This is a genomic window from Flavobacterium sp. ENC, assembly GCF_020991415.1.
Taxonomy (GTDB): Bacteria; Bacteroidota; Bacteroidia; order Flavobacteriales; family Flavobacteriaceae; genus Flavobacterium.
Window position 1 is genome coordinate 354786 of sequence record NZ_JAJMOY010000003.1, and the last position, 13463, is coordinate 368248.

Genomic DNA, 13463 nt, shown 5'->3' on the forward strand with positions numbered 1-13463 from the left:
AACTATGGAAATTGCTATTATAGCTCACGATGGGAAAAAAGCAGATATGGTACAGTTTTTAAATAAAAACAAAACCCTGTTGCTGCAGGAAAACATCAGGCTGATTGCAACCGGTACAACTGGAAGTAAAGCAGTGAATGCAGGTTTTAAGGTGAGAAAAATGCTTTCCGGTCCTATGGGTGGGGATGCTCAGATTGCTGCAAGAGTTGCTGAGGGTAAAACCCAGATGGTTTTCTTTTTTAAAGACCCGTTAGCAAGCCATGCCCATGAAGTTGATATTAATATGCTTATTCGTGTTTGTGATGTGCATAATGTGCCATTAGCAACTAATGAAGCTTCTGCCCAATTGTTGTTAAATGCTATTGCCTTACAATTATAATTATCTGAAAAAAATAGCGCAATTTATTTGCCAAAGGAAACCGTTTCATTTTGAAGCGGTTTTTTTATTTTAATTGTTAAAAAAAATGTGCCACCTGCAATAAATGAAGAGCGGCACATTTAGTAGCGTTGTTACTGTACGGCAATTACAGAAATTTCTACATTTACGTTTTTCGGTAAACATGCTACCTGAACCGTTTCGCGGGCCGGAGCAGTTTTTTCGTCAAAATAAGATCCGTAAACCGTATTTATAGCGCCAAAATTATTCATATCCATAATAAAAATAGTGGCTTTAACTACGTTTTCAAAAGTCATATCAGCTGCTTCTAAAATGGCAGCAATATTCTGCATGACCTGATGGGTTTCATCATTGATATTGTCAGTAATCAGTTCTCCCGAGGCAGGATTGATGGCAATTTGCCCGGAAGCATACAACGTATTTCCTGATAGTACAGCCTGATTGTAGGGGCCAATTGGAGCCGGCGCTTTTTCAGTAAAAATTATTTTTTTCATAGTAATTGATTTTAAAGTCAGAATAGCTGTTTGTATAAGCTATTATTGATTTACAGGGTAAGAAGAATAATCTAAAATTACGATTTTTATCTGTTAGAAGCGCTTCGTTTGTTCCATTTAATGTCACTAAGAACTCCTGATTTGATTCCGATGAAGAAATTCCAGTTAGAGTTTGTTCCAAGCGGACTCCAGTTAAAAGCCATTCTCCAGCTTAATAAATCTCTTTCAAAACGAAATTGGGTAAACGTAACCCCTTTTTGTACAAAGTCATAACCGGTAGAAACCCCGCCTTTCCATTTTGGCGTAATATCCATATTGGCGGAAATCATAATAGAATTTCCGGTTATTTTGCTCTCACGATTGATGTTGGAGTAGGTTAACGAGTAGGCCATGGTCATATCCCATGGTATTTTTGAATTAAAAAACTCAGTAATTACATTCTCCTCATCGTCATCTTTATCCTTGGCAAACTGACTGTTTCGGGTGTCATTTAAGTCTGTATTGGTACCAAATAAATCATCTTTACGGCCACCATTCCGTTCACTTTGTTTATTTTCTTCTTTTCCGCCCTTATTGGAGAACGAATAATTCATCGTGACATTGGCACTTGTCAGTCGGAATAAACTTCCGCCATTGTCAATATTATAAGTATTTATTCTGGTTCCGGAATTGTCAATCGCATACGGATCAAGAGTAGCTCCGAAATTGACATTCATTTTATTGTCAAAAAACTGGGTTCCACCACTTACAAGTACAGGCTGCCAGGCTAAAATCTGTTTTCCGTCAGCATTAAAATTATAACTGGTATTGAAATTCAGGTTGTTCAGCAGCATGATTTTTTTAGGTTCAGTTTTCGTACTGTCACTGTCTCTTACTTTAGCCTCAAAAGTATTGCTTAAAGAGAATCCTACTATATTTGAGTTTTCCTTACTCGGAGCGCCGTAAACACCATTTTCAAAACGGGTATATGAATTCGTAATTCTTCCGGAAGCATCGACAGCATAATTGTTGTAATATTTTTCAAAACTAGGGGTATAGGCATACGTTATGGAAGGTCTCATAACGTGACGAATCGACTGGATTTTTTTGTCAGCGCCAAAGTTAAAAGTTCCGTAAATGGTAGTTCCCAAATTTGTGCTGAAATTGTAAGTCCTGAAAGCATCAAAACCATTAACGGTTCTGTCGACTACCTTGCTTTGACTTAAATCGTAAGTTCTGTCGATGGTTTTAGTGACCCAGGTCTCCTGATAATTGGTAGATGCTCCGGCACTAAAATACTTGAATATTTTGAAGTTCGTGCTCAATGGAATACTGTGCTGCATACCTATCTGGGCATCTCTGAACATTTGTGGTTTGAAAAATAAGGAATCCGTTGTTACGATATTGTTTTTACCACTCAGGTTATATTGCAGGTTGATATTTTTAATAAAACCTTTTTTAACACCATCCTTTCCAACAAACGGATAGACACGGTCAATACTTGCCTGTAAGGTCGGTAAAGTCATGTTGATCTGCTCTGTCTGTGTATTTTGCGAATGCGTAGCTGTTAAGGAAATACGTGCCTGTGGAATTGTATTAAAGGTCTTGTTGTACGAAATCGAAGAACTTAACGTGTTGTTAAGATTGGAACCTACGTTCGCCTGGTTTATGGATTGTTTAAAGTATTTACTGCTACCCATATTTACAGAAGCAGAAAACGTTGAATTTGGATTTGATTTGGTGTCTTTGGAGTGCGACCACTGAATGTTGTAAATGTTTTGTTTTGAATAGTCAGGATAGCCTCTTTCGCTATTAATTAAATTCTCAAAACGGACATTGATGTTCCCCCGGTATTTGTATCTTGTGGCATAAGCCGATTCAAAGCGCATGGCATAACTACCGTTGGTATAGTAATCTCCCAGCACGGTTAAATCATAATTATCACTTAAAGCAAAATAATACCCCATATTCTGGAGTGAAAATCCACGGGTATTCGAGTCGTTGTAGCTAGGTATGATAATCCCCGATACACTTTTTTCCTGACTCATCGGGAAATAAGCAAAAGGCAAAGCGATTGGAGTAGGAACATCGGCAATAACCATATTGGTTAAACCGGTTATCACTTTTTTTCCGGGAATGAATTTCACTTTATTGGTCTGGAAATAATATTCAGGATTGTCAACGTCTTTAGAAGTGGTAAAACGCGCGCCTTTCAAAAAGTAAACAGAATCATTTTCTTTTTTAGTGATCGCCGCTTTTATTTTAAATTCGCCCTGTTCGGTTCTTGAATTGAAGATTAGGGCTTTTTTGGTCTTAAAATTAAATCGGATAGAATCGGGCTGTACTTCACTTGCTCCCTGCTTAAAGTTGGGATATTGGGTTAAAACTCCAGCAGAATCTTTTATCCTTCCGGCGTACACTTCGTCTTTATCGTAATCCAGTACAATAATACCTGATTTCAGCTCAACATCTTTGTAATAAAGTTCCGCTTCGTTGTAAAGCGTAATTGTTTTCTTTTTCTGATCAATCTTTGCATAGTCCTTGGCTACATATCGTACCTTTCCGTCCAGAAAAGTTTTTTTAGGCCTGACCGTATCCAGTTTTATCGTATCCGTTGCTGTTATTACAGGTTTTACAGCCTTATCTGGTTGTTTTACAGCTGGTCGCGCTGTTTTTTTTGTTTTTATCTCTTGTGAATATAGATTACCACATCCTAATGTTAGGAAAAATGATATTAAAACGATATTAAATAAGTTTGTATGCAAAGGTTTAAATGCTATTTTTGTAAAAGTATGGCTTGTTTTTTGACGTGTCAAACTTACATATAATTTTTTGTCAAAAATAATCAATTGTAAAAATTATAGCAGTTGCATTTTATTAAAATTAACTTTTAGATTTATGAATATACGTAACAAAACTAGACTAATATTTAGTTTTTTTCTAATGATAACGACTTTTTGTTCTTACAGTCAATCGAATGTATTCAAAGTGACACTTGACGCGGGACATGGTGATCACGATTTTGGCGCAGTTTACAGTGGAAGGATTGAGAAAAATATTGCTCTTGCGATTGTTTTGAAAGTTGGGAAGATATTAGAACAAAGCCCAAATGTTGATGTTATTTATACTCGTAAGACAGATGTTTTCATTGATCTTGTAGAAAGAGCCAATATCGCGAACAGAGCCAATTCCAATATTTTTGTCTCTATACACTGTAATGCAAACAAAAATACGGCAGCAGACGGAACCGAAACGTATGTAATGGGTTTGAGTAAAGTGGCATCGAATCTTGAAGCTGCGAAGAAAGAGAACTCCGTTATTACCTTAGAAAAAGATTACAAGCGTAAATACGAAGGTTACGATCCTAATTCTCCCGAATCAATGATCGGAATGACACTTATGCAGGAAGAATACATGGACAACAGTATTTCATTGGCCAGTAAAATTGAGGATAATTTTGACAGATTAGGGAAGAAACTACGTCAGGGAGGTGTAAAACAAGCGCCTTTTATGGTACTTCATAAAGCGTATATGCCAAGAGTTTTGGTAGAAACCGGCTTTGTTTCCAATCCGACAGAAGGCAATCTTTTAAATTCTGAAGAAGGACAAAATGACATTGCCAAAGCCATCGCTGAAGCTATCATAAGTTATAAGCGGGAATATTTTGGATCAGGAGTACCTGAAATTGCAGACCAAAGACCTGCAAAAGATACTTCAACACCGGCAAAACAAAAGGTAGTTGAAGCTCCTGCTGCGGTAAAAACTGCGCCTAAAGGGACTTTCTTTAAAGTACAGCTGATCGCCAGTATCAAAAAAACGCCATTGGAGCCTAAAAACTTTAAAGGGCTTAAAAATGTAACGATGTTATTTGAAAACAATATATATAAGTATTTCTATCAGGAAACTTCAAGTTACGAAACAGCACAAAAATATCTGCAAGAAGCTAAAGGTAAAGGGTATGGAGCCGCTTTTTTAATTGCATATAAAGACGGAGAAAAAATCAGTATTCAGGACGCAATTAAATAAAAGCCACAAGTTCGAATATTTATATTAATTTTGTACAAACACTTAGAATTTTGAAAATAACAAGAGAAATTAAAACGGCTATTTTAGTCATCGCTTCAATTTTATTATTTATTTGGGGCTATAGTTTTTTAAAAGGCCGAGACCTTTTTACGAATTACAAAACATTATATGTCGAATATGATAATGTGGAGGAATTATCAGCATCTGCACCTGTTACCTTAAACGGACTTATAGTAGGTAAGGTTACTAAAATTACAATCAATGAAACAACAGGAAAATTATTAGTTGAACTTCAGCTAAAAACCGATTTTCCTATTTCTAAAACCAGTCACGCAGCTTTATATTCACCAAGTTTAATTGGCGGAAAACAAATTAAAATTGTACCTAATTTTGCTGATAAGGAATTAGCGGAGGATGGTCAGGCACTTATTCCTGCTGTCGAGTTGGGTCTGACGGAGTCTTTAGGAGGCAAGATTGAACCAATTCAGCTTAAACTGGAAAAAATGCTGGTAAGTATTGATGTTCTGGTATCGGGACTGAATAATGTGCTGGACAAAAAAGGGCAGGAAGATATCAAAAAAACGTTGGCAGAATTAAGCCAGACTATGGAACAATTCCACAGGGCTTCCGGAACGCTTAACACTATTCTGGATACGAACAAAGGTCAGATTAACGGAGTTGTGACCAACTTCAATAAAATGTCCAATAACTTTAATAAGATATCAGATTCTTTAAACAAAGCTGATTTAGGAAAAACAGTTAGAAATTTAAACCAGACTTTAGCTAAAGTAGATGGCATAATGAGTAACTTAAATTCAGGAAAAGGTACGGCCGGTAAATTATTAAACGATGATGCATTGTATAATAATCTGGCGAAAACTTCGAAAGAATTAGAGTTATTACTACAGGATGTCCGCCTTTATCCGACACGTTATGTGAATGTTTCTCTTTTTGGAAAGAAAAACAAACCATACGTGGCACCAGCTGAAGACGCAAATTCAAATAGTAAAAAATAATAAATATGAGTTATTTAGATAATATTTTATTCGCCATACTTTTGGTAGTTGGTTTCGGTTTTTTTGCAACGAGCGTAAAAAAAATCATCCGAAACATTAACCTGGGAGTAGATGTAAATCGAAAAGATAATTCTAAAGCACGCTGGAAAAACATGGCTATGATTGCTCTTGGGCAGTCTAAAATGGTGAGACGCCCTGTTGCCGGTATACTTCATATTTTTGTATATGTTGGTTTTATAATTATTAATATAGAATTACTCGAAATCATCATTGATGGTTTGTTCGGTACCCATAGAATTTTCGCTCCTTACTTAGGTGTGGTTTATGATGTTTTAATTGCTTCATTTGAAATTTTGGCTCTTTTGGTTTTAGTGGCCGTAATTACGTTCTGGATCCGAAGAAATATCATCAGATTGAAACGTTTTATAAATCCCGACCTAAACGGATTCCCTAAAAGTGATGCCAATTACATCCTGTATTTTGAGATGGTTCTGATGACTTTGTTTTTATTGATGAATGCCTCAGACCTTCATTTGCAAAATGTTCCCGGAGGATTTTCACATTTTCATAAAGCAGGAAGTTTTCCGGTAAGTCAGTTTATAGCGCCACTATTTAACGGTATGTCGAATGAATTGGTGATGTTGCTGTCTGAAGTATTCTGGTGGTTGCATATTACGGGTATTTTGGTTTTTATGAACTATCTGTATTTTTCAAAACATTTACATATTCTTTTAGCGTTTCCAAATACTTACTTTGCGAACCTGAAACCGGAAGGACAGTTTGACAATTTAGCATCCGTTACCCAGGAGGTAAAGTTAATGATGGATCCGAATGCAGATCCGTTTGCAGCGGCTCCGGTTGACGAAAATGCCGCTCCGGCTAAATTTGGCGCGAGTGATGTTCAGGATTTAAACTGGGTTCAGCTGCTGAATGCTTATACCTGTACAGAATGTGGTCGTTGTACGTCCGCATGTCCTGCGAATCAGACGGGTAAAAAATTGTCTCCCCGTAAAATTATGATGGATACAAGGGATCGTCTGCAGGAAGTAGGAAAAAATATAGATGCCAATAAAGGTGTTTTTGTTCCGGATAACAAAACATTGCTGAACGATTATATTACACCGGAAGAATTGTGGGCTTGTACCTCATGTAACGCCTGTGTAGAAGAATGTCCGGTAAATATCAGTCCATTATCTATTATTATGGATATGCGACGTTATTTAGTAATGGAACAAAGTGCTGCTCCGATGTCATTAAATGCCATGATGACCAATATTGAGAATAACGGAGCACCTTGGCAATACAATCAGCAGGACAGGCTGAACTGGAAAAATGAGAATTAAAATTGCTTAATAGGTTATTTATTTAACCGTTTAACCGATAAGAAAATATTTTAGGTTTTTTAGTGGGTAATCATAAAGAAAGAGTTTTTACCGATTAACCAAATTAACGATGAACCGATTTAACAAAAAAATAAGATGTCAGAAAGTTTAATAGTTCCAACAATGGCAGAAATGCTAGCCGAAGGAAAACAGCCGGAAGTTCTGTTTTGGGTAGGTTGTGCAGGAAGTTTTGATGATAGAGCAAAGAAAATTACAAAAGCGTTTGTGCGTATTTTAAACCGTACAAATGTTTCTTTTGCAGTACTTGGTACAGAAGAGAGTTGTACCGGAGATCCTGCAAAACGTGCCGGAAATGAGTTTTTGTTTCAAATGCAGGCCATGATGAATATTGAGGTGCTGAATGCTTATGAAGCGAAGAAAATAGTGACGGCTTGTCCGCATTGTTTTAATACCTTAAAAAATGAATATCCTGAATTGGGTGGGCAGTATGAGGTAATCCATCATACGGAATTCCTGAAATCATTAATTGATGATGGAAGACTAACTGTTGAAGGCGGACAATTTAAAGGAAAGAAAATTACTTTTCACGATCCTTGCTATTTAGGAAGAGCCAATAAAGTATATGAAGCCCCAAGAGATTTAATTCAGAAACTGGATGTTGAATTAGTTGAAATGAAGCGTTCCAAATCAAATGGTTTATGTTGTGGAGCCGGTGGTGCACAAATGTTTAAAGATGCTGAACCAGGAAACAAGGAAGTAAATGTTTTGCGTACCGAAGACGCGTTAGAAGTTCAGCCTGATATTATTGCTGCGGGATGCCCGTTTTGTAATACGATGCTGACTGATGGAATTAAAAATAAGGAAAAAGAAGGACAGGTTAAAGTAATGGACATTGCAGAGTTAATTGCGAATGCACAGGATTTGTAATTAAGGTACTGAGTTGCTAAGATCCTAAGGTTCTAAGTTTTGAAACTTTAAGAAATCTAAAATCCAATAATCTAAAATCTAAAATTAAAATGTATATCCCTTTTGAAAATTTACCTGGTGAATCCAGAATTTGGATTTATCAATCAAACAGAAAATTTTCTGATGAGGAATTTTCTGAAATAGAGTCCGATCTTAAAACTTTTGTGGAAGGCTGGGCCGCACACGGAACAAGTCTTGAAGCTTCCTATGAACTGAAATACAACCGATTTATAATTCTGGCTGTTAATCAGGACGTACAGGCTGCTACGGGATGTTCTATCGATAGTTCTGTTGAATTTATTCAGGCATTAGAAAAAAAATATAACGTTGATCTGTTAGATAAAATGAACGTTACTTTTAAACTTGGTGAGCATATTGCTCACAAGCCTCTAATCGATTTTAAAAAAATGGTTAAGGATAAATCAGTATCTGAAAATACCATTGTTTTCAATAACCTGGTTAACAATATCGAAGAATACAACGAATCCTGGGAAGTTCCTGCTGCCGATAGCTGGCACAGTCGTTTTTTCTAAGAAATAATAAAAGTAAAATAGAGAGGCATGAAATTTAGATTTCGTGCTTTTTTTTTGTTTTAATTTGTTTCAGGTTTCAGGTTTCAGGTTTTGGAAAACTGAAACCTGACGGGTTTTCAAAACCCGTCAGGTTTTAACAAAATCCAAAATCCAAAATCCAAAATCCAAAATCCAAAATCCAAAATCCAAAATCCAAAATCCAAAATCCAAAATCCAAAATCCAAAATCCAAAATCCAAAATCCAAAATCCAACAATCTAATAATCTGACAAAACGATTATTCACAAAAATCTAACAATTGAAAACTCCAATTAAACGCTATTTTTAAGTACTTTCGTAGTATTAAATTTAATACATGAAAATAGCAATAGTTTGTTATCCGACTTTTGGCGGTAGTGGGGTAGTAGCCACTGAGTTAGGTCTTGAATTAGCCAGACGCGGACACGAAATACACTTTATTACATACAGTCAGCCCGTTAGGCTGGCACTTCTGAATCCAAATGTACATTATCACGAAGTAAACGTTCCTGAATATCCTCTTTTTCACTATCAGCCTTATGAGCTGGCTTTGTCAAGCAAATTGGTTGATATGGTGAAATTATACAAGATCGAAGTTCTTCACGTACATTATGCGATTCCACACGCTTATGCGGGTTATATGGCAAAGCAAATGCTGAAAAACGAAGGTATTAACCTTCCGATGATTACAACACTTCATGGAACAGATATTACATTAGTAGGGAATCATCCTTTCTATAAACCGGCTGTAACTTTCAGTATCAATAAATCGGATTATGTGACCTCGGTTTCCCAGAGTCTGAAGGATGATACCTTGAAATTATTCAAAATCAAAAATAAAATCAGGGTGATTCCGAATTTTATTGAGCTTGATAAAATGGTAAAAGACCCGCTGGCGCCTTGTCACCGTTATGTGATGGCAAAGGAAAATGAGCGCATTATCACACACATCAGTAACTTCAGAAAGGTGAAACGTATTCCGGATATCATCAAGATTTTCTATAATATCCAGAAAGAAATACCGGCAAAATTAATGATGGTTGGTGATGGTCCCGAAAAAGAAAAAGCAGAGATTTTATGTCAGGAATTAGGTATTCTGGATAAAGTGATTTTCTTTGGAAACAGTAATGAAATTGACAAAATCTTATGCATGACTGACTTGTTTTTGCTTCCGTCGGAAACAGAAAGTTTTGGTTTGGCCGCTTTGGAAGCAATGTCCTGTGGTGTTCCGGTAATATCAAGTAATTCAGGAGGTTTGCCAGAGGTAAATTTCGATGGTTTTTCAGGCTATCTGAGCAATGTGGGAGATGTGGAAGAAATGGCTGCAAATGCACTGAAAATTTTAAAAGAGGACGCCGTTTTAAATCAGTTTAAAGCCAACGCACTGGAAGTGGCCAGAAAATTCGATATCAAAAATATATTACCGAAATATGAAGCTTTGTACCAAAGAGCGATAGACGATTATAAAAATTAACATTCATCTTAAAATAAGCGTAAATGAAAAAAGTAATTTCAGTTTTAGCCGTTTTTGCACTGGTTTCTTGTGGCGTACAGAAAGCATCGGATTCAAAAGCTCTTTATGAGATTTTAACGGAGCAGTCTGACGGGGGTGGAAATATCAGGTTCTTTGAAATTCTGACCGAGCCAAATGAAATCAAAATGCTGGAAAATGATCCGCTTCTTAAAGATAAAATGAAACAGGATGATATCGCCAATTCAAATTACGTTATCCTGAATATGGGTGAAAAGAATACCGGTGGTTATTCAATAGGAATTGAAAAAGTAGAAGAAACAGATAAGAATATCATCATTACGGTAAAAGAAGTTAATCCGGCTCCGGATTCCATGAACATGCAGGTGATTACTTATCCTTACACAGTAGTTAAAATCCGCTCGAAAAAGGAAATTATTATCAAATAGATTTCACTTACCTTTCATCATAAAAAAACCTGTCGCTATAAACGACAGGTTTCTTTTTACAATTATTTTTTAGTTTTTATTAGAATCTGAATTTAACTCCTAAACCAACATCAAATCCAAAATTGTCATCATCATAGTATCCGGAACCAATTTCAGGTCTTGCATCTAATGATAGTGTAATAGGCACCTCTTTAAATCTATATTCGATACCGATATCCCCTGCAGCAAAAACATAAGTTCCGCTATCATTATATCGGTCATTATTGAAACGGTAATCGTAATCCCAGGCAGCTACACCTCCACCGACACCAGCGTACCAGTTGAAACCACCATCGATATTCCATACCCATTGGTAAAGTGCAACACCTTTAATAGCGTCTACATCATGGCTGTTTCTCCATCCTAAATCAAACTCTAACCTGTTTTTTTGATTTAATCCTAATTGATATGATACTTCACCTCCAAATCCGTTGTTGTCTCCAAAACGTATTCCTAAAGCATTTTTAGAAATTTCTTGTGATTGTGCCGTAAAAGCTAAACCTAATAGCATGATGGCAGATAAAATAATTTTTTTCATAAAATGGTTATTAATTTTTTTCAAACTTACAATTACTGTAAAAACCAAAACGTATAAAATTATTTTAAATTGTTACATAATTCACATTAGGTGTATTTTTGCCGAAATTCAGATTGAATTTTATTTGCTTTTCAGAATAGAAGTAATAAGATGATTGCTTAAAATATCTTCCATTTCGAAGAGGTTTTCTTCTTCGGTAAAATTGGATTGTGAATAGGAAAAAAGTTTCCAGCGTTTTTTATGATATTCTAAAGCTGTTAGGTTTTCGACCCAGTCCCCGGAGTTGAGATATAAGGTAGATCCGTATTTATTTTCTTTTTGAATTATTTTTGGCTCGTGAATATGACCACAGATGACGTAGTCGTATTTTTTTTCAATCGCAAGATCAGTTGCAGTAGTTTCAAAATCAGAAATAAACTTTACTGCCTTTTTTACGCTTGCTTTTATTTTTTTGGAGAAAGAATAAGGTTCTCTTCCCAACTTGGATAAAAACCAGTTCATAAGGCGGTTCAGGAGAATCAGGTAGTCATATCCAAGACCTCCCAGTTTTGCAATCCATTTTGAATGTTGTACGGAAGCATCGAAAACATCCCCGTGAAAAATCCAGGCCTTTTTATCGTCCAGTTCCAGAATTAGTTTATCGACTAAAGCAAAATTCCCCATATTCATGTCGCTGAACTTTCTGAGAATTTCGTCGTGGTTTCCGGTGATATAATACACCTTTGTTCCTTTAGAGGCCATTCCGATTATTTTCTGAATAACCCTTAAGTGATTTTTCGGAAAATAGGATTTTCTAAATTGCCAGGCATCGATAATGTCGCCATTTAAGACAAGTGTTTTCGGTTTTATACTTGATAAATAGTTGTTTAGTTCTTTGGCGTGACTGCCGTATGTCCCTAAATGGACATCTGAAATAATGACCAGTTCAACATTTCTTTTTTTCAATTTTTCCTGATTTGAAGTTTAGCAAATAAAAGAATCTTAAACGTATTATATTTTATGAAAAGGTTATCAAATCGACCACAATTTTAATAAATTGTGATTTTTAAGCAATTTAATCTTTACTTAATATTACCAATTTTAAATTTTTTAATTTAATTCATAAAACTTACATTTGCTCAAAACAAATTACAATGGCAGGAAATAGCTACGGCACCCTATATAAAGTAACGACATTTGGAGAATCCCACGGTGAAGCTTTGGGCGGAATTATTGACGGTTGCCCATCCGGAATAGAACTTGATCTGGACGCAATTGAAGTGGAAATGTCCCGCAGAAAACCAGGACAATCCGCAATAGTAACTCAAAGAAAAGAACCGGACAGCGTTCAGTTTTTATCGGGAATATTTGAAGGTAAAACTACGGGAACACCAATTGGTTTCATTATTCCGAATACGAACCAGAAATCAGATGATTACTCCCATATAAAAGACAATTACCGGCCAAGCCATGCTGATTATGTATACGATCAGAAATATGGTTTTCGCGATTATCGCGGAGGAGGAAGGAGTTCTGCCCGCGAGACTGCAAGCAGGGTAGTAGCGGGTGCTATTGCGAAACAAATGCTGCCGGAAATTAAAATTAATGCCTACGTTTCTTCTGTAGGGCCAATTCATTTAGATACACCCTATCAGGAACTGGATTTTTCTAAAACAGAAAGCAATCCGGTGCGCTGTCCCGATGAAAAATCGGCAGCGATAATGGAAGAATATATTCGTGATATCCGCAAGCAGGGAGATACCGTTGGAGGAGTTGTTTCCTGCGTGATTCAGAATGTTCCGGTAGGTTTAGGAGAACCTGTTTTCGATAAGTTACATGCCGAGTTAGGAAAGGCAATGCTTTCTATCAATGCCGTAAAAGGCTTTGAATATGGTAGTGGTTTTTCAGGATCTGAAATGAAAGGCAGTCAGCATAATGATTTATACAATCCTGACGGAACAACTAAAACCAATCTCTCCGGAGGAATTCAGGGTGGCATCAGTAATGGTATGGATATCTATTTCAGGGTAGCCTTTAAACCCGTTGCAACGATCATGCAGACCCAGGATTCATTAGATAATAAAGGAAATATTACACCAATGACCGGAAAAGGACGTCATGATCCGTGTGTAGTACCTCGCGCAGTGCCAATTGTTGAAGCAATGGCAGCGATTGTTCTGGCTGATTTTTATTTAATCAACAAAACATATTAATAA

Annotated in this window: 13 protein-coding genes; 9 read left to right on the top strand and 4 right to left on the bottom strand. The window is 36.3% G+C overall.

Annotation, left to right across the window (positions count from 1 at the left end):
* Positions 1-4 precede the first annotated feature (4 nt).
* Complete coding sequence (locus LPB89_RS10345) at positions 5-379, top strand: methylglyoxal synthase (protein WP_230701667.1); 375 nt, start codon at positions 5-7, stop codon at positions 377-379.
* 131 nt (positions 380-510) lie between these two features.
* Here LPB89_RS10345 and LPB89_RS10350 read toward each other — a convergent pair whose 3' ends face one another.
* Both LPB89_RS10350 and LPB89_RS10355 read right to left on the bottom strand, forming a co-directional pair.
* Entirely contained in the window at positions 511-891 is a 381-nt protein-coding gene (locus LPB89_RS10350; RefSeq protein ID WP_230701668.1) for a RidA family protein, read from the bottom strand.
* An 86-nt stretch (positions 892-977) separates the two neighbouring features.
* Entirely contained in the window at positions 978-3686 is a 2709-nt protein-coding gene (locus LPB89_RS10355) for a putative LPS assembly protein LptD (RefSeq protein WP_230701669.1), read from the bottom strand.
* An 82-nt stretch (positions 3687-3768) separates the two neighbouring features.
* Here LPB89_RS10355 and LPB89_RS10360 point away from each other — a divergent pair, with 82 nt between their 5' ends.
* The 7 genes from LPB89_RS10360 to LPB89_RS10390 all read left to right on the top strand — a co-directional run bounded on the left by LPB89_RS10360 (position 3769) and on the right by LPB89_RS10390 (position 10691).
* Complete coding sequence (locus LPB89_RS10360; protein ID WP_230701670.1) at positions 3769-4896, top strand: N-acetylmuramoyl-L-alanine amidase; 1128 nt, start codon at positions 3769-3771, stop codon at positions 4894-4896.
* Positions 4897-4946: 50 nt separating this feature from the next.
* Complete coding sequence (locus LPB89_RS10365; protein WP_230701671.1) at positions 4947-5912, top strand: MlaD family protein; 966 nt, start codon at positions 4947-4949, stop codon at positions 5910-5912.
* Between the two features lie 5 nt (positions 5913-5917).
* A complete protein-coding gene (locus LPB89_RS10370) occupies positions 5918-7255 on the top strand; it encodes a (Fe-S)-binding protein (protein WP_230701672.1) in 1338 nt (445 codons plus the stop codon).
* A 135-nt stretch (positions 7256-7390) separates the two neighbouring features.
* A complete protein-coding gene (locus LPB89_RS10375) occupies positions 7391-8182 on the top strand; it encodes a (Fe-S)-binding protein (protein WP_230701673.1) in 792 nt (263 codons plus the stop codon).
* 89 nt (positions 8183-8271) lie between these two features.
* Positions 8272-8754, top strand: a complete 483-nt coding sequence (locus LPB89_RS10380; RefSeq protein WP_132035213.1) for an ABC transporter ATPase — start codon at positions 8272-8274, stop codon at positions 8752-8754.
* 354 nt (positions 8755-9108) lie between these two features.
* Positions 9109-10245, top strand: coding sequence for an N-acetyl-alpha-D-glucosaminyl L-malate synthase BshA (bshA, locus tag LPB89_RS10385; protein WP_230701674.1), 1137 nt, complete (start codon positions 9109-9111; stop codon positions 10243-10245).
* 23 nt (positions 10246-10268) lie between these two features.
* A complete protein-coding gene (locus tag LPB89_RS10390; protein WP_230701675.1) occupies positions 10269-10691 on the top strand; it encodes a protease complex subunit PrcB family protein in 423 nt (140 codons plus the stop codon).
* 79 nt (positions 10692-10770) lie between these two features.
* On the opposite strand, the gene LPB89_RS10395 is transcribed toward LPB89_RS10390, so the two are convergent.
* Positions 10771-11268 carry a porin family protein gene (locus LPB89_RS10395; protein WP_230701676.1) on the bottom strand — a complete coding sequence of 166 codons (498 nt, stop codon included), beginning with the start codon at positions 11266-11268 and terminating at the stop codon, positions 10771-10773.
* Between the two features lie 120 nt (positions 11269-11388).
* Entirely contained in the window at positions 11389-12213 is an 825-nt protein-coding gene (locus tag LPB89_RS10400; protein ID WP_230701677.1) for a UDP-2,3-diacylglucosamine diphosphatase, read from the bottom strand.
* Positions 12214-12401: 188 nt separating this feature from the next.
* Here LPB89_RS10400 and aroC point away from each other — a divergent pair, with 188 nt between their 5' ends.
* A complete protein-coding gene (gene aroC / locus LPB89_RS10405) occupies positions 12402-13460 on the top strand; it encodes a chorismate synthase (RefSeq protein WP_230701678.1) in 1059 nt (352 codons plus the stop codon).
* Positions 13461-13463 lie beyond the last annotated feature (3 nt).